Annotated in this window: 16 protein-coding genes; all 16 read right to left on the bottom strand. The window is 44.0% G+C overall.

The annotated features are described in order from the left end of the window. Window positions 1–6: 6 nt before the first annotated feature. The 16 genes from rng to AB4512_RS05730 all read right to left on the bottom strand — a co-directional run bounded on the left by rng (window position 7) and on the right by AB4512_RS05730 (window position 17127). Entirely contained in the window at window positions 7–1476 is a 1470-nt protein-coding gene (rng, locus tag AB4512_RS05805) for a ribonuclease G (RefSeq protein ID WP_017061363.1), read from the bottom strand. Window positions 1477–1496: 20 nt separating this feature from the next. Beyond that, on the bottom strand, window positions 1497–2120 hold the full coding sequence (locus tag AB4512_RS05800; protein WP_136973950.1) for a nucleoside triphosphate pyrophosphatase: 624 nt from the start codon (window positions 2118–2120) through the stop codon (window positions 1497–1499). A gap of 7 nt (window positions 2121–2127) precedes the next feature. Continuing rightward, on the bottom strand, window positions 2128–2616 hold the full coding sequence (mreD, locus tag AB4512_RS05795; RefSeq protein ID WP_017061361.1) for a rod shape-determining protein MreD: 489 nt from the start codon (window positions 2614–2616) through the stop codon (window positions 2128–2130). Then, entirely contained in the window at window positions 2606–3493 is an 888-nt protein-coding gene (gene mreC, locus AB4512_RS05790; protein ID WP_004735927.1) for a rod shape-determining protein MreC, read from the bottom strand. The genes mreD and mreC overlap by 11 nt, the downstream gene beginning before the upstream one ends. A gap of 94 nt (window positions 3494–3587) precedes the next feature. Further along, a complete protein-coding gene (locus AB4512_RS05785) occupies window positions 3588–4631 on the bottom strand; it encodes a rod shape-determining protein (RefSeq protein ID WP_017062957.1) in 1044 nt (347 codons plus the stop codon). A gap of 150 nt (window positions 4632–4781) precedes the next feature. After that, a complete protein-coding gene (locus tag AB4512_RS05780; protein WP_372174611.1) occupies window positions 4782–9182 on the bottom strand; it encodes a DUF6701 domain-containing protein in 4401 nt (1466 codons plus the stop codon). Beyond that, complete coding sequence (locus AB4512_RS05775; RefSeq protein WP_017068732.1) at window positions 9179–9640, bottom strand: hypothetical protein; 462 nt, start codon at window positions 9638–9640, stop codon at window positions 9179–9181. The genes AB4512_RS05780 and AB4512_RS05775 overlap by 4 nt, the downstream gene beginning before the upstream one ends. Beyond that, window positions 9630–10352: a PilW family protein gene (locus tag AB4512_RS05770; protein ID WP_017068731.1), complete on the bottom strand. Its 723-nt coding sequence runs from the start codon at window positions 10350–10352 to the stop codon at window positions 9630–9632. Before AB4512_RS05770 ends, AB4512_RS05775 begins: the two co-directional genes overlap by 11 nt. Beyond that, window positions 10352–10714 carry a prepilin-type N-terminal cleavage/methylation domain-containing protein gene (locus tag AB4512_RS05765; protein ID WP_372174610.1) on the bottom strand — a complete coding sequence of 121 codons (363 nt, stop codon included), beginning with the start codon at window positions 10712–10714 and terminating at the stop codon, window positions 10352–10354. The genes AB4512_RS05770 and AB4512_RS05765 overlap by 1 nt, the downstream gene beginning before the upstream one ends. After that, window positions 10711–11208, bottom strand: a complete 498-nt coding sequence (locus AB4512_RS05760; RefSeq protein ID WP_137001738.1) for a prepilin-type N-terminal cleavage/methylation domain-containing protein — start codon at window positions 11206–11208, stop codon at window positions 10711–10713. The genes AB4512_RS05765 and AB4512_RS05760 overlap by 4 nt, the downstream gene beginning before the upstream one ends. Window positions 11209–11357: 149 nt before the next feature. Then, window positions 11358–11852, bottom strand: a complete 495-nt coding sequence (locus tag AB4512_RS05755; RefSeq protein WP_137001737.1) for a type II secretion system protein — start codon at window positions 11850–11852, stop codon at window positions 11358–11360. A 35-nt stretch (window positions 11853–11887) separates the two neighbouring features. Then, window positions 11888–12463, bottom strand: a complete 576-nt coding sequence (locus AB4512_RS05750) for a prepilin-type N-terminal cleavage/methylation domain-containing protein (protein WP_372174609.1) — start codon at window positions 12461–12463, stop codon at window positions 11888–11890. A 79-nt stretch (window positions 12464–12542) separates the two neighbouring features. Beyond that, complete coding sequence (locus tag AB4512_RS05745) at window positions 12543–12998, bottom strand: MSHA biogenesis protein MshF (protein ID WP_372174607.1); 456 nt, start codon at window positions 12996–12998, stop codon at window positions 12543–12545. A gap of 3 nt (window positions 12999–13001) precedes the next feature. After that, window positions 13002–14225, bottom strand: coding sequence for a type II secretion system F family protein (locus AB4512_RS05740; protein ID WP_017061351.1), 1224 nt, complete (start codon window positions 14223–14225; stop codon window positions 13002–13004). A 12-nt stretch (window positions 14226–14237) separates the two neighbouring features. Beyond that, window positions 14238–15962: a GspE/PulE family protein gene (locus tag AB4512_RS05735; RefSeq protein ID WP_017061350.1), complete on the bottom strand. Its 1725-nt coding sequence runs from the start codon at window positions 15960–15962 to the stop codon at window positions 14238–14240. After that, window positions 15952–17127, bottom strand: coding sequence for a tetratricopeptide repeat protein (locus AB4512_RS05730; RefSeq protein WP_372174605.1), 1176 nt, complete (start codon window positions 17125–17127; stop codon window positions 15952–15954). Before AB4512_RS05730 ends, AB4512_RS05735 begins: the two co-directional genes overlap by 11 nt.

The following is a 17127-nucleotide window of genomic DNA, read 5'->3' as shown; positions in this document are numbered from 1 at the left end:
TTTCCATTACATCATAACAACATCAAACTGCTCTTGTATGTACAGAGGCTCAGCCTGGATTTTAACTTGCTTACCAATAAAGACTTCAAGCTCCGCAAGCGCATGAGATTCATCGCCCTCTAACGCCTCAGCTACGGCAGCTGCCGCATAGACCACAAATTTATCGGCGTCGTACGCACGATTCACTCGCGTGATCTCTCGAAGAATTTCATAACAAACGGTTTCAACTGTCTTCACACTGCCGCGGCCTTCACAAGCAGGACAGCTCGAACATAGGATATGCTCAATACTTTCACGAGTACGTTTACGAGTCATCTCAACCAACCCAAGCTGCGTGAAGCCATTAATATTGGTTTTCACACGGTCTTTGTCGAGCGCAGCCTCTAAAGAAGTTAGTACTCGCTTACGATGTTCCTCAGACAACATATCAATAAAGTCGATAATGATGATGCCACCTAAGTTACGTAGACGCAGCTGACGAGCAATCGCTTGAGTCGCTTCTACATTGGTGTTGAAAATCGTCTCTTCTAGATTACGACGACCAACAAACGCGCCAGTGTTGATATCAACCGTGGTCATCGCTTCAGTTTGGTCGATAATCAGATATCCACCAGACTTTAATTCGACTTTACGATCCAATGAACGCTGAATTTCGTTCTCGGTATCGTACATATCAAAGATAGGCTTATCACCTTCATACAGCTCAAGCTTGTCTGTCAGCTCAGGCACGTATTCAGAGGTAAACTCTTTTAGGTTTTCATATTCTAGACGAGAATCGACCTGAATCTTGCTCAGCTCAGTACCGACGAAGTCACGTAAGATACGTTGGCTTAAGCAAAGCTCACCATACAAACGAGTACGCGCCTTGTGCTTACCACGACGCTCTAATACTTTTAGCCATAATCGCTTCAAGAATGCGGCATCTTGTGCCAACTCATTTGAATCTGCACCTTCTGCTGCTGTGCGGATGATGAAGCCACCGTGTTCGTCACAGTAACGAGACACGACTTTTTTAAGACGGTTACGTTCAGACTCGCTGTCGATACGTTGAGATACACCAACATGACTTGCGCCCGGCATAAATACCAGATAACGAGACGGTAGAGTGATATCAGTGGTTAAGCGAGCACCTTTAGTACCAAGAGGGTCTTTGACCACTTGCACCACAATGTCTTGCCCTTGACGGACAAGCTCTGAAATATCACGAACCTGAAATTGTTTCTTTTCGTTTTCAGCGACACATTCAGTGTGTGGGACAATATCAGAGGCGTGTAAAAAAGCTGCTTTCTCAAGGCCTATATCCACAAAAGCCGCCTGCATTCCCGGAAGAACACGGCTTACACGTCCTTTATAGATATTTCCTACGATACCGCGTCGAGCATCTCGTTCGACATGGATCTCTTGAAGAGCCCCTCCTTCAATCATGGCCACACGAGTTTCACTCGGGGTCACGTTCAGCAACAATTCAGCACTCATGGTGCACCTCAGATTAGTAATTATAAGAATTCTTGCAGTAGCTGGTCCGTTTCAAATAAAGGTAAGCCGACAACGGCGTAATAACTACCTTCGATTCGGGTGACAAAGCGTCCGCCCAAACCTTGGATCCCATAGCTACCGGCTTTATCGCATGGCTCCCCTGTTTGCCAGTATTGTTCTATTTCTTTTTCACTGAGGGGTTTAAACCATACGTCGGTAATAATGATTTCTGTTCTTTGTTTTTCTTCTGAAACCACAGAAACCGCCGTCATCACTTGGTGACGTTCATTCGCTAACTGAGTAAGCATGCGCTTAGAGTCAGCAAAATCGGTGGGTTTCTCAAGCACTTGCCCTTGGCTTACGACGACTGTGTCAGAACCAAGAACGACTATATCAGAGCCATGATCTACAGTATCAGAACTAGGAACGACATGCTGCCTTTCAGAAGGGGTATCTTTCAATAAAGACAACGCAGCTAAAGCTTTATCTAAAGATAGTCGCTTAACATATTCTTCGGCGGTTTCTTGAGCGTGTTTACACTCTTCAACATCGGTTACGAGGACAGAAAACTCATAACCGAGTTGAGATAGCAATTCTTTGCGGCGTGGAGAGCCGGATGCCAAAACTAAATGTTTCTTTTCCATCGTCACGCTACCTCACATGCCAATGGCGACGCACGCGTCTCATTAATAAAAACATCCAAGGCCAAAGTATACAGTTTATCAATGCGCTCCATAACGATAACGGATTGAAAACAACATCTTGGATCAAATATTCACCAAAGAAGATCAACACCTCAAACAAGACCGTTAACGCGGCAATGATCATCGCTTGCTGCCATAACGCCATGTTACGAATGACGAGGAAGTTCATCGCAATAATGTACATCACTATTGCCATCATCATGCCTCGAATACCCAGAGTAGAGCCGATCAAAAGGTCCCACAATAAGCCTAAAATCAAAGCACTACCCACGTTAACACGATGCGGTAGAGCCAAAACCCAGTAACACGTAACCAGCAGTAACCAAGATGGTCTAAATAAATCTAAGCTACCAGGCCAAGGGATCGTCTGCAGAATCAGTGCTATTAAAAATGAGCAGAAAATTACTACCTTGCTTCTCAAAACGCTATTGGCCATCTTCGCCCTCTAACAATGCTTGTTCTATGCTCGATTGATCCGCTTGCATCTGTTTGTTTTCATCAGGCCATACAAGCAGCAGGTATCTGAGCTTATCGAACTCAACCACAGGCTCTGCTTTAATCACAGCGAACTCACGTTTCGGGTCGTAATCAACGGCCGTAACATAGGCGACTGGATAACCTTCTGGATATACCCCACCAAGACCTGATGTCACCAACAGATCTTCTTCTTGTATATCGGTACTGGTTGGAATGTGCTCTAGCTGGATCTCATCAATCATGCCATTGCCCGAAGCAATCACACGGATGTCATTACGAATAACCTGAACAGGAATCGCATTGTTTGCATCAGTGAGTAGTAATACACGACTATTATGAGCAGCAACGAAAGTGACTTGGCCGACAATGCCTTTTTCGTTGATCACCGGCTGACCTTCATACACCCCATCAATCTGACCTTTGTCGATCACGACTTGATGGCGATATGGTGAAGTGTCTACCGCCATAACTTCTGTGACGACTTTCTTCTCATCACGGATAAACGGCGAGCCTAACAGCTTACGAAGGCGCTTGTTTTCTTCTTGATATTGCTCAAGCAGAATCAGCTCGCTCTTCAGACGCAAGACTTCTCGTTTAATATTATGGTTAGATTCAATTAACCCTTTGCGAGTGCTAAAACGGTCGTAAACACCATCGAACATAGTGCGAGGCAAGTTGGCTGCATATTGAATAGGCGCAACCATGCTGTTTAATAGATAGCGAACATTTGAGAAAGCATCTAAACGACTATCAGCCAGCATAAGGCTGGCTGATAAAATTACAGCAAAAAACAGGCGCAATTGTAGAGAGGGACCTCTACCAAAAATTGGCTTCATTCTATATTTGGTCCTAGAGCTACATTTGATCCTATAGACAAGGTCCTAGGCTCTTTACATAAAACTAGATAAGAAAAGAGCCTAACACTAGATATTATTCTTCGCTGAACAGATCGCCGCCGTGCATGTCGATCATCTCTAGCGCTTTACCGCCACCTAGAGCAACACACGTTAATGGCTCTTCTGCAACAACAACAGGGATACCTGTTTCTTCTGTTAACAGACGATCAAGGTCTTTAAGCAGTGCACCACCACCCGTTAGTACCATACCGTTTTCTGAGATATCAGAAGCCAGCTCTGGTGGACACTGTTCAAGTGCAACCATCACTGCAGATACGATGCCAGATAGAGGCTCTTGAAGTGCTTCAAGGATTTCGTTTGAGTTTAGGCTAAAGCTACGAGGCACACCTTCAGCAAGGTTACGACCACGTACTTCGATCTCTTCGACTTCATCGCCAGGGTAAGCTGAACCGATTTCGTGTTTGATCTTCTCTGCTGTCGCTTCACCGATCAAGCTGCCGTAGTTACGACGAACGTAGTTGATGATCGCTTCATCAAAACGGTCACCACCAATGCGAACAGAAGACGAGTAAACCACACCGTTCAGTGAGATAACCGCAACTTCAGTAGTACCACCACCGATATCAACAACCATTGAACCTGTTGGCTCAGAGACACGTAGGCCAGCACCAATCGCAGCAGCCATAGGCTCATCGATTAGGTAAACCTCACGAGCACCAGCACCTAACGCTGATTCACGGATAGCACGACGCTCAACCTGTGTTGAACCACAAGGTACACAAACCAAAACACGAGGACTTGGTTTAAGCACACTGTTGTCATGCACTTGTTTGATGAAGTGCTGAAGCATTTTTTCCGTTACGTAAAAGTCGGCAATTACACCGTCTTTCATTGGACGGATCGCTGAGATGTTACCAGGCGTACGACCAAGCATTTGCTTAGCAGCGTGGCCAACAGCAGCGACACTCTTTGCAGAACCCGCACGATCTTGGCGAATAGCGACAACTGAAGGCTCATCAAGAACAATGCCTTGGCCTTTTACATAAATAAGGGTATTGGCTGTACCTAAATCAATCGATAGGTCGTTTGAAAACATGCCACGAAGTTTTTTAAACATATTCTTCGCTCATCCTGCAAGAATTAGAAGACAAAAATTGCACTAAATGTACCAATGCCTTGCTGTTACGGCAAGGCATTGAAGTGCAAACATGGACTGAAACCCGCAATTTCTTACAGATTCCTAACTTAAGGGGCAAAAATTATATTATTACTGACCTGTTAAGCCACTTTCACCTCGGTAGATCACACGATCGTTACCGCGGTAGATACCAAATGTGACGACGGTGGATGGATCTTCATCACCCAGTTGGCGCCAGTTGTAACGTAGCCATGGTTGATCTTGATCACTGCCACTACATGAGATGTTATTTCCGCCATCGCTATCAGGCTCAGAGTCATCCATTCTTAACCACAGACGAACTTGCTCACGTGGCGCGTCTGTTCCTGCTGGCGTATTTTGATTTGCTGTGACCTCTTCTTCTCCATCATCCACATTTCCACTACCGTTAAGTGAAACTAAAGTGGTTGCCGCCCCTTCACTGTGCCAAATAACTTGTTTACAAGTATTAGCCCCATTGAAGGTACTGCGGTCATCATCCTCGTTAACAATAAACTCGCTGCCATCCCAGAACTCAGCGCGCAATGGAATAGTTAGAGTAGTATCAGAATTGCCACCAATATCATCTAGCACCACTCGACCATAACGAGCTGGAGGCTGGACCGGAAACTCGACAGAATCAGTCAAAATATCAGAGTCAGTAAATGAAACAGGATCAACTCCTGCAACAGTCAAGCCAAAGTGGGTAATAGTGGAGTTAGCATCTGAAGTATTAAACGGTGCATCTCTGCGGCTAACGTCATCCAAATCCGTAACTCGCTGAAGAACAGCGGCACTATCGTTCAACAACCAATGCTTACGATCAGTAGACCAAGTGCCTGCCTCAGTATCCAGCAAGAACCCATTATCGACAGCTGTATCATCTAGAACACCAAAACTGGCTTGTAGGCTCGGGGCAAAGAATTGATAGTTGTTAAGCGCGTTACCAACACTGCTTTCACCTGATGCCATTGGGTATACCTGATGAACGGTTGAGTCATAAGGTTGGTCTAAGTATGCAATATCACTTTGATTTGTAACATTCCACTCAGGGTCACCTTGCATGAAGTATTTGGGGTAAAAACGGCCGATAGTTTTAGACCCAGTGACACCTGAATCACCATTTGGAGGGGCAATGGTGCTATAAAAGTTACCCGTTTCAATTGCAACCAATTCAAAACTTCCTACCTCTGAGTAGGTTAACCCATCAAGTTGGTACCCACCATTTGACTGATCACTAATTGAAATACTCGGAGATATCGTGTCGGGCATCAAATAGCCAAGTACACCCTCACTTGGTGTGTCTAAATAATGGGAAACACTGATCGAAGCTTGAGACACAAAATAATTCGAAGGAACACCTACATTATTTGAACATACGGAATTTACATTAGCTCCGGTAATCATGGGTTTCACGTCCACATCAAAGCTCTCCCCCGCTGCAACAAAGCCACTACTACTGGATTCTGTGCTCGTTCCACTTGAATCGCTATCAGTACATACAGCAAACTCATAAGGTTTAGATTTGACAACAAAGCTACCAACCAACCCCGAACTTGCGGAATCAGGCTGTTCATAAATAGGACACCCTTCAATTTCAGAACAATCAAAGCTAGGATCATTGATAACTACATTAACTTGCCCAACATTGCTCCAATTTACTTCAGTTGTAGCACCACCATTATCAAAATTTAGATCTGTAACTGAGAAGTCATCAAGTGATCCATCTTCAGGGGTAGGCATTTCAAGAAAGTAATCTTTAGAAGCATCAAATGATAAGTTTTTAGTATAGCCATTTACTGGGCTAACAACGCCTTGATCACAAGCTTGAGCCGTCACCTCTACCACTAACTCTTGAGAGTCTTGAGCTGCATTCATATGTATTTGGCTTGGGCTTGTATCAAACTTATAGGGCACATAAAAAACTTGTGTCGATGTTGCGGGCTCTGAATCGTAGACTCCCCCAACACTGAAACTACCAACCGTATCAGAGTCTAAATACAAGGTTCGAATGCCACCATCAAACGTATAATCCGGAGTTTCACACGCATTGTTAGCTTCACCCGTACACCATCGCGTTCCCGTTGGGGTTACCGTCGCTTCAAACTGCTCATTAGAGTCGACCAATTCGCCATTCTCTTCTAGGCGAAACTCAACCGGAATTCGCTCACAGGTTAGGCTATATAATTGTTGAGGTTCTACAACCAATAATCCTTGTTGTACTGGGGGTTCACAAGAATAATCAGGTTTGATTATCGTTACACCATTATCAAGCACGGCGACTCTCGCTGTCACGGCACCATGAATAGCTGTCTGATTTAAATCTACAGTATCTGCGAGAATAAATCCTTTGAAAGTAGAGTTCCCAACGTCAAATATGACCTCACCTTTAGGAGCGTATATAATGGGATAAGCGAAGTCAGATTGTATATCAACTGCCAAGTTAAACTTCATACGTGTTATCACATTTATTTGAGAGTTGCCCTCAAAGGCATATACCAAATCTCCTGCATCATGCTCATAATTATCAAAGGTCACCGTGGAATTATCAGGAAAAACCAGTTCTACACCCGCCCCTCCACTAACTTTAACATCTGAGATATAACTGTCTTCATCTAAGACGACTCGAACTAGATTATAATCATTCCCCTGCTTGTTGATAACGAGCTTAGACAAGTTACTCTCAATGAAAACATCTATTGTTTCACCGTTAATTTGGTAAGAACATATCTCTGAGTCCGCTCCGCAGCTCTGCAAAATATCCGAAGCCTTGCCCGTAATGGTTAAACTTTCTGATGGATTTTTTTCTGCAATAGAGGTTACGTAACTGCCTTTAATCTTTCTTAATTCAAGTTGGCTATCATTATTACCAACATCACATTGATGTTCATCACACACTGGAAAATTATAAATATGATAAAACTCACTCGCATCATCAAAACCCAATAATAAAAAGTCATCTTTTGTTGTCCATTTATCATTAAACAGCTCATAGCCTTCAGAGACCTTTTTTAAAGATTGATTAATATAGTTATTAGACCAGCCGCTAAATTTTGTTTGCTGGCTGGTAACCGTCAATGAGCTATTCACACCAGTCCAACTCTGAATGGGCTCGGGAAACAAGTTACACACGTTGGCAACAGGAACCACCTCAGGTAACTCAAACGCAAAGTAACCCACTTCTTCCGGAATATGCGTGCGGTCTCTAAAGTCCTCATCTACAACAAAGCTAACTTGGTTCGTGTTAATGTTACATCGACGTAGCCAGCCTCCGTGTCCACCAGCCCTCTCTTGTTTATTAGCTATGATCCCGTCAATATTCGTTAGAGAGGTGGTAGCATACTTATCCTCACAGCCATCCAACATTGGGTCATTACCGCTTTGACTTGGCGTATCATACCCTCTTGCAAATTGAACCTTAAAACCATCAACATCAAGGTTAGTATTGGTGGCTAACGTCGCTAAAAACGCGATCTTCTCATCGTCATAATCATCGTTACTGCGGTGAGAAGCACTTAGCTCCAAAAACAAATCAATGTATGACGTTTCATCGGTTCGCCTAACCTTGCCAGAGGTCATCCATTTATCATTGTTATTTCGAGTTTGAATTTGATGCAATACCACCGGATTAGAAGAAAAGCCAGCTCCGCCAAAATCGCTATAAAGGACTCTATCATTACTATTTGAGCCTGATTTAGCACTGGCTGCATCGGTGTTCAAATAACCCGCTATGACTTCATGGCCATTAAAATCGGCCACACCGGGCTCAATCGCAAGGTAACTGACTTCTGTTATCGGTTGGCTATCTAAATCTGAACCACCGCCATTCTTTGGCGCCTTAATCTGCTTGATGGTCGCTTCGGTTTTGCTTACCTCGGTAACCATTAACGTTGCAGGAGCATCCGCGTCAGGGGCACTTGAATCAATGGTTGGCATCACAAACACCAGTGGCGTGTTGGTATAAGACTGAGTCAGTGGGATCTTACATTCTCCACCAGAGCACTGAACGATACCAAATTCATACTGAGCATCGTTTGAATAAACCGGCGGTGGCTCGATATCCGAGCTGTCACATTCTAGTTCAGTACTGTCCCCACTATTAATATCGACGCTTTGCGGGTGAATACCTTTAAAGTCTGCGGGGTAATTGCCTAAAAAAGTAAAACCCTGCCCATCGTCAACGTAGTAGTCTGCGGTTCCGGCATCATTTCCCGCTCCCGGCTGATAAATCAGTTGAACACTATAGTCTCCCCCACCAACCATGTAACGAGGATCGCGAATAAAGGGCGTATCTCCCACCGTAGGCTCATTAATATCATTGGTCCAGATGGTGTATTCCGGGCGGTTATTTCCGGGCTCTTGCTCTGCAAACACAGATTCAACAAGCTGGGCGGAATTGATATTAAATGATATTTTAAATTCACCGCTCGGATCTACGTTACAAGTCGACGCTGTCGCGATCAAAGGGAATAGGCAGAAACAGGCAACTAAAATATATCTACATGCTTTCATCGTATTGACTCCTTCACCCACACTTCTTGATTACGTTGCACTTGGCTCACACCAGAACCGCAAATTACCGAAGACTCTAGAACATAGAAAACAAAGCCATCAAGCTCTCCTCGATTGGAACACTGCACTCGCTCAAGAGAGCAATTCACCGAAGCCGTATCAACCATAGAGCTTGCTACCGTAAAAATCCCACCTCCGGGTTGGAGATCATTGCTGCTACAAACACTAGCAACAGCAGAAGAAGCCTGAGGATCAGGATCCGGATAAAACTGAGTCATAACATATTCATTAACAGAGTGACTGAGCAACCAAGCTTGTGTGCCAAGTACAACTCGAGTGTTTGAATCATTATCAGACCAACTCGTTCGACTCAAACTTGTCGCTAAGAAACCAAGCACCACGATAACAAAGATGACAATGACTAACGCACTACCTTTTTGGGTTGATTTACGGGACATTAATCACCTGTATATCTAGCTCAAACACTGTGGACTCATTATTTTCTGCAAACTCGAGAATCAACTCAACAACACCGTTACTCTGAACATCCGCAGGTTGATAACTCAGAGTGCTATTCTCACTCATAACGCGATCGCTTATTGTGACACCATTACGAGTTAGTAAATTACTATTCGCAAGGCAATACTCCACAAGGTTATTTGAGTCAAAAATGTAGTGCCTTTTACCTACAGATTCACTGACAAGAGTGTTAGCTCCATTTGGAATAGAAAAGTATGCAGCAGATACGCTTGGAGGAACCACACTATCAAGGGGGTATATATTATTGAGGTTGCTGATATCTGTATGTGGCCTAGTCGGATTGATAACCAATGACATAGATTGTAATGAACTACTTGTCGCTCCAGTATCACTAACTAAGAAATTAATATCGGCCCCCGAGGTAGCGTAAAAACCTGAATCAACAATTGGATAAAATGATACGCAACCGCTACTTACAGAAGCAGGAAACAGATTAGGTACAGCATGTCTCACTTCACGAGAAAGCTTTTCCAATACAAACCTAGCTTCGGTTTGGAGTCGAAAGCGCTCTACAGAACCAAAATAGCCTCTCATTCCAAACTCAGTAAAGTTCGCAACACCAAGCAAGACGATACTTGAGATGACAATAGCTAAAATCATCTCTATAAGTGTAAACCCTCTGCCCTTCATTAATACTCCCCTCTGTAAGCGACTAAGGTGATAGGAGGATTATTGCTTGCGGTAATTGTTAACGTAAATTTCTGCATCGAAGCAGTTGGGGGATCGTTGGCAACAACCAAATCCACATCAAAATTAGTATAAGTGCTGCCGAGTTCAATTGGAGTACCAGAGCTCACCGTTCCGTAATCTCGAGCTAACAGATCGGTCATAATACTTTGACCTAATGCTGAAGCTCGGTTGGAATAATTCACTTGCCCTGAAAGCGCGGATTGTGGTGCGAGAAAAGTAGAAAATGCGAGCATTGCAAAACCAAGTAGTACAATAACAATGATCGACTCAATAAGCGTAAAGCCACTATTTACGTACTTCATGGGCATACCTGGTTACTTGGATAGACAAAACCTTGAGAATTGATACAAACCCAAGCTCTGTCTGGACTGTTATTAGATGAGATAGTAATTTGAACACCAGATGATGCAGTATTTTCAGGGTTACCTAAAAGGTTGAATTCGATTGGAGAAGAGTAACTAGAGGTAGGAACAGACGAGAAACTATAATCATCACTAGCAATAACATCACTTCTTGTTTCAGATATGTTGTAACAAGCAGATTGTGCGCCGATGCAATTGCTCTCAGCCACTAAACGTAAGCTTTCAGCTCCTGACACAGACATATCCATGTTAGACTGCATTCGATTCAATTGAACCTGTCGTATGACAGATGCTGCTTGTTCTTGCAAAGCATACAATTCATAACTTTGTCTTCCACTAAAGCGGCTAATCGCAGTTAGAGAAACAATAGCCAGCAAAAGAACAACTACAATTAATTCGACTAAGGTAAAACCCCAGTTTAACTTTGCATTCATAAATACCCCAAGTAACTCTTAGTAGCTCTACATTACAAGATAGAGTCAGAATAATGAAGGTTTCGAATATGAGTTTCAATTCTAATTCTAGTTTATAACTTGAATAAAAAAGGCCAGCAAATGCTGGCCTTCAATAGAAAAAATCTATATTAGCAATCGGTATCAACTACCATTGTTGACGGTGCTTCATCAACACCAGTCCCTGAAGCTTCGGTATATACAACATAACAGCCGGTTGCAATAATAGCAGCTGCAGTTGTCAATTCAGGGTCTGCAGTAAAAGTAGCATAATATTGAGCAGGGGCGCCAATTGCACCTGACACAGCAGAATCCCAATCTTCTTCTAGACCAGTAACAGCTAGTTCAATACCTGTAGCAGTGCCAGTTGGGTATCCAAAATACGTAGTAATCCCATCAACATCAGTACCAGCAGCAGCACTTACAGACTCAACGCCTTCAATAGCAGCCTTACCATATACAATACCTGCAGCGCCAGACATGGCCCCTTTTAGGCCTTGCAAAGATGAAGCTCGAGCATCGCCTTGCAGATTCAAGAAACGTGGTGCCGCAGTTACAGCAAGAATACCTAGAATAACAATTACAACCACTAGTTCGATTAGGGTGAAACCGCCTTGTCTTTTCATAGTTAAGCTCTCTCTATGTTTAATTTTACGCAGACTTACTGCAAAGTTACGGTCACACGACCAGTTTTAATTTCGTAAACAAATTCATGCTCTGTACTACCTTCTAATTGAACATAAGTACAGGTTGCATCACCTGAATTCGCTTGCGCTGAATATTTGTAATTTGAGTCGCTAGCAACATCTGAAACCGCACCGACTTTAGGGGGATTTTGCAGTAAGTTTTCCATCAACTCAGAACAGGTTTCATCTGAAATATCTTGTGGTGCAGTGCTCGAATCGTTGTTCAGAGTCCATGGGTAGCCATCTCTAAAATCGGTATCGACATTGTTACTGTTCTTCGATCTTGTTAACCAAAAATCAACACCATCATAATTTACAGTATTGTATGTTTCAACACCTATATTCTCTGACGGCCTAGCTTCTGCTTCCCACTGTGCTCTTGCCGACAAAACGGCGGTTGCAAAACCACCAGCGACACCTTCAATACTTGATTTCTTGGCTGCATCCGTCACATCTAAGAAACGAGGTAAAGCAGCAACCGCCAATAAACCAACGACAACAATCACTATAACCAACTCGACTAGGGAGAAACCCTTTTGATTTTTAAGCATTTTCTACCTACTCATCTAATTGCTAACGCGCATTATACATTCGCGCTCGTATAAAACCATAAAAAAACTGTCAATATTTTTACAAAGCCAAAATATTGGCTTTTACACTAAACCTTTCTCTTTCAAGTAATATATCTACCTGATATTTATCAGTATAATGATAACTACAGTGAAAGTGTCTGTTGTCACTTTTATCTTCAACTCTTGGAGAGCTTAGCCCTAAAATGCTCCCTTGAGGATATAATTGATCCAGCCAATAATTACAGTCTCGCTCCGTACCTTGGATAGGCATTACCCACCCAGTTCTGCTGTAGATCTTTGGGAGTTCCGAGCCTTCTTCTTGCCCAGCACCCAATAACAAATACTGCTGTTTGAACAAATTGGCTTGTTCAAGAATCCGCTTGCTCGCGACGATAAATGCTGTGTTAGTCGCTTCCTCTTCTACCGTTTTGAATGCAGAAAGCACACCGACAATAAGAAAAAGAATAACCACAGTCCAAATAACAAAACGTGAGCGTTGTAGGTTATTTAGCATTCCCTAACCTTTGATTGCATCCAACATTCCCCACATCGGCAAGAAAATACCCAGAGCTAAAATCAACACCATGCCTGCAACGATGGTTAACAAAATGGGTTCAATTCTGGCGGTTAAGGTTTTCAGATCGTAATCGACTTCGCGGTCATAAAAATCAGCCACTTCAAGTAATAGCTCATCAATACGACCCGTCTCTTCACCGACGGAGATCATTTGTATCACGAGCGGTGTGAAAATTTCGCTGTTAATCGCGGTCGACGAAACCGTACTACCGGCTTCAATGGCCGATTTCATGGCTTGAACTCGCAACTCTAGAAAACGGTTATCTAAAGCTTCCGCCGAAAGCGCTAGCGACTGGTTCAGTGGAACACCCGCTTTAAGCATCAAAGCAAAAGTACGCGAGAAGCGTGACAACAGTGCTCGATTCACTACCCCGCCAATGACCGGCATTTTTAAGCGTAATCGATCCCACTTTTCCAAGCCTTTGTCTGTCTTCACCCAAGCTTTAAAAGCGAAGATAAGACCAAAGATCACTCCAAGCATTAAGCCCCAGTAATTCACAAAGAACTCAGACATACCAATCAAGATACGAGTAGGCAGCGGCAAGTCGACACCAAAGCGCGCAAACATGCTTGAGAACTGTGGAATAACCTTGATGTTAAGAATGAACATTGCAATCAAGATAAAACTGATCACGAATGTTGGGTAACGCATCGCAGTCTTAATTCGTTTGCGAGTCTCAACTTCTTGTTCGTAATATCCAGCTAATTGCAGTAAAGCCTGATCTAGACGGCCTGTGTTTTCACCAACGCCAATCATCGAGACAAACAACGGACTGAATACCTTTGGGTGCATCTGCATTGACGCCGCTAAGCCGCGACCATTAGTTAGCTCAGCAACCACCTCTTCCAAGGCGGCTTTCAGCTGCTTATTTTCGCAGTTTTGAGTGAGGCCTTTCATCGATCTTAATAGTGGTACACCCGCTTTGGTTAGGCTGTATAACTGTCGACAAAACAGAACCAACACCTCTAACGGTACACTCGGAAAGAACAGACTCGATACATCCATATCTAAGACTGAACCACCACTTTTGCCCAGTTTGATAGAGGTTGGAATGATCCCTTTACTCATCAAGCTTTCAGCAGCAAGATCTTCGTTATTCGCGTCTAATTGCCCACTTACTTGACTACCATCAGAGCTGCGACCTACATAACGATACGTTGGCATATCATTCTACCCCTACAGATAAATTGGGTCAGTGGCACCGGACGCATCACCTTCGCCAAGATGCATTATCTCATCAAGACTCACGACACCTTGCAGAGCCAATTCCATCGCAGAAGCCAATAACGGTTTATAGTTTTCAGACTGTCTCGCCTTTTGAGCAAAACCTACCGCATCATTAGCTCTCAGTGCATCCATCATGTTTTGCTCTAGCTCCAACATTTCAAATACACCAATTCGCCCGCGGTAACCGGTTAAGTTACAGTTCTGGCAACCACGGCCTTTCATAAACGGCACACCTACTTGGTTAGGGAAACGGACGCTCAGCCATTGCTTGCGAGGTTCATCTAACTCATCCTCAACCTTACAATCTGTACACACTTTACGAACTAATCGCTGTGCGACTACTGCTCGAACAGCGCTCGCGACCAAGTAACCCGGAGCACCCATATCCATCATACGCAACGCGCTGTCTACCGCATCATTGGTATGTAACGTACTTAATACTAAGTGGCCGGTCAGTGCAGCTCTCAAGCCTATCTCAACGGTTTCGTGGTCACGCATCTCACCGATAAGAATAATATCGGGATCCTGACGTAGAAAGGTTCTCAAGATAGTAGAGAAATCGAGATTGATCTTAGGGTTTACCTGAACTTGATTCACACGAGGTAGGCGGTATTCCACCGGGTCTTCCGCAGTAATGATCTTTTTACCCGGTTCGTTTAATTCACTTAACGCGCCGTATAAGGTTGTTGTTTTACCTGAGCCGGTTGGGCCGGTAACCAAAATCATGCCATGTGGACGGCGCAATTGTTGACGCAGACGAACCAACAGATCACTCGGTATGCCCGACTCTTCTAGTTTACGTAGGCCTGCTGACTGGTTAAGAAGACGCATAACCACTGATTCACCGTGCTGTACTGGCATGGTCGACATACGAATATCAACCGACTGACCTTTAGCTCGGATATTAAATCGGCCGTCTTGAGGAAGACGTTTCTCTGAAATATCGAGGTTTGCCATCAGCTTCAAGCGCAGTACAAGTGCCGAAGCAATATTCACCTCATTCAGCAATGTTTCATGCAGCACACCATCAATACGCTGACGAAGACGCAATACGTTTGAATCTGGCTCGATATGAATATCCGAAGCGCCAACCTGAATAGCATCTTCAAATAGCGAGTTGATCAGCTTAACGACGGTAACTTCATCACTGTCTTCTTCAGCGATATCGAAATCAAAGGCATCATTAACTTGGTGTTCAGCGTGAAGTTGCTCAGCAAACGAGGCAATCTCTTTGGTTCTTCGATAATAGCGATCGAAGCCATCAACCAATTGCCTTTCTTGAGCAACAACGAATTCCAGCGCGTAATCGCCGAGCTGACCAAGCAAAGACTCTTGGGCAAACAGATCCGCAGGGTCACTCATTGCAACACGCAAAGTGTCACCTTGGCGTCCAATAACCAATGCACGAAGGCGACGAGCATGTACTTCGGGTAAAAGCTGTACTGCTTCAACATCGACAACGGCTCGGCTTAAATCAATAAGAGGAATCGCTAACTGCTGCGACAAAAAGCTCAGCATTTGCTGTTCTGACAAGAAGCCAAGCTCAATTAGCGCATCACCCAGCTTACGCCCAGTACTTTTCTGAGCGGCCAGTGCTTGTTCAACTTGAGCCTCAGTGATAATGCCTTCTTCGACAAGCAAATCACCAAGTCTTTTTCTTAATCTAATTTGCATCGCCGCTCTCCTCTAAAGCATTGAGTATTTTTAACCGGTCACGCACAAAGCTTTGTGATTGAGATGAGATACCGACTCTGGTTAACGCACCTTGGTATGACGCTTTAGCAGCTGTGAAATCGAGTTGACGTTCTTGCTGAATCGCTAAGCCTAACCACCAGCGAGCATTATCTGAATCGACCTCAACCAACTTTTGGTAACTTTCCAATGCCACTTCTTCTTGCTGACTCTTTTGACTCAAGGCCGCACGCATCGCCAAATAATTTTGGGTAGGGTTCGGTGGTAAATGTATTAACGGACTTAAAGCCGCTTCTGATTGATTCGCTTTTACCAGCAGTTTTGATAACCCTAAACGCAGTTTTTCACTGTTGATGTTGAGCTTGATACCAGACTGATAAAGCTCATAGGCTTTGCGAGTATCGCCTTTACCAAAATAGAGAATCGCAAGTTTCTGACGGACATCTTCATTTCTTGGGGTATAACGCAGCGCCTCGGTATAACCTTTCAACGCACCAGTAAGATCGTTCGCATCAAGCGCTTTCTGAGCTCGACCTTGTGCATTCACAGATAGCTGTTCCGGAGTTAACTCAACCTGCTCGATCAACATTCCGCTATTTTCTGAACCACCAGAGGTTATAGGCTCATTAGAGATAGACGCAGGATCTTTTTTGGCCACACTAGCAACGTAAACTGGTTGGAGGATGTCAGTCCTAATCGTTTTAGGCGTGCTTAGAGGTTTAGCCGGTGTTTGTTGTTTTGTCGCTTTTGGGGCAGACATAACAACTGATTCGGAAACACTAGGCTTAGATTGAGCGCTTTTTGCCATCGCAGTGTTTTCTGTTGAAAGGATCGCAGAGTCTAGTGTCACCAATTTCTTAGTTGGCGATGAGATAGGTTGAGCGGCTTCCTGGATGCCATTTGAATCATCAACGACAGAGACTTGAACCTGTAAATCTCGAGTTGAGATTGACTGCTCAACAATAGACTGATCAATCACAGGGCCTTGCGATATCGCCCAACCGCCCATCGCTAAGCTCAACGTAAAACCTGCAACAACCCAAACTAGGGGGGAACGCGTTTTTACTTTAGGTACGACTGCCGCTTCAATCGAAGTCGCTGACTTTTTCTTTGCCAATTCAGACAAGGCGTTGTTAATGACGCTCAT

The organism is Vibrio sp. 10N.222.52.B7, from assembly GCF_041474275.1.
GTDB classification, from domain to species: Bacteria; Pseudomonadota; Gammaproteobacteria; order Enterobacterales; family Vibrionaceae; genus Vibrio; species Vibrio crassostreae_C.
This window is presented reverse-complemented; position numbering and strand designations above follow the sequence as displayed.

Excerpts from the sequence above, each read along its gene's own strand:
- AB4512_RS05800 (WP_136973950.1), bottom strand. The coding sequence starts at position 2,120 with ATGGAAAAGAAACATTTAGTTTTGGCATCCGGCTCTCCACGCCGCAAA.
- AB4512_RS05780 (WP_372174611.1), bottom strand. The coding sequence starts at position 9,182 with ATGAAAGCATGTAGATATATTTTAGTTGCCTGTTTCTGCCTATTCCCT.
- AB4512_RS05740 (WP_017061351.1), bottom strand. The coding sequence starts at position 14,225 with ATGCCAACGTATCGTTATGTAGGTCGCAGCTCTGATGGTAGTCAAGTA.
- AB4512_RS05730 (WP_372174605.1), bottom strand. The coding sequence starts at position 17,127 with ATGAGCGTCATTAACAACGCCTTGTCTGAATTGGCAAAGAAAAAGTCA.
- AB4512_RS05765 (WP_372174610.1), bottom strand. The coding sequence starts at position 10,714 with ATGAAGTACGTAAATAGTGGCTTTACGCTTATTGAGTCGATCATTGTT.
- AB4512_RS05735 (WP_017061350.1), bottom strand. The coding sequence starts at position 15,962 with ATGCAAATTAGATTAAGAAAAAGACTTGGTGATTTGCTTGTCGAAGAA.
- AB4512_RS05770 (WP_017068731.1), bottom strand. The coding sequence starts at position 10,352 with ATGAAGGGCAGAGGGTTTACACTTATAGAGATGATTTTAGCTATTGTC.
- AB4512_RS05755 (WP_137001737.1), bottom strand. The coding sequence starts at position 11,852 with ATGAAAAGACAAGGCGGTTTCACCCTAATCGAACTAGTGGTTGTAATT.
- rng (WP_017061363.1), bottom strand. The coding sequence starts at position 1,476 with ATGAGTGCTGAATTGTTGCTGAACGTGACCCCGAGTGAAACTCGTGTG.
- AB4512_RS05750 (WP_372174609.1), bottom strand. The coding sequence starts at position 12,463 with ATGCTTAAAAATCAAAAGGGTTTCTCCCTAGTCGAGTTGGTTATAGTG.
- mreC (WP_004735927.1), bottom strand. The coding sequence starts at position 3,493 with ATGAAGCCAATTTTTGGTAGAGGTCCCTCTCTACAATTGCGCCTGTTT.
- AB4512_RS05775 (WP_017068732.1), bottom strand. The coding sequence starts at position 9,640 with ATGTCCCGTAAATCAACCCAAAAAGGTAGTGCGTTAGTCATTGTCATC.
- mreD (WP_017061361.1), bottom strand. The coding sequence starts at position 2,616 with ATGGCCAATAGCGTTTTGAGAAGCAAGGTAGTAATTTTCTGCTCATTT.
- AB4512_RS05785 (WP_017062957.1), bottom strand. The coding sequence starts at position 4,631 with ATGTTTAAAAAACTTCGTGGCATGTTTTCAAACGACCTATCGATTGAT.
- AB4512_RS05745 (WP_372174607.1), bottom strand. The coding sequence starts at position 12,998 with ATGCTAAATAACCTACAACGCTCACGTTTTGTTATTTGGACTGTGGTT.
- AB4512_RS05760 (WP_137001738.1), bottom strand. The coding sequence starts at position 11,208 with ATGAATGCAAAGTTAAACTGGGGTTTTACCTTAGTCGAATTAATTGTA.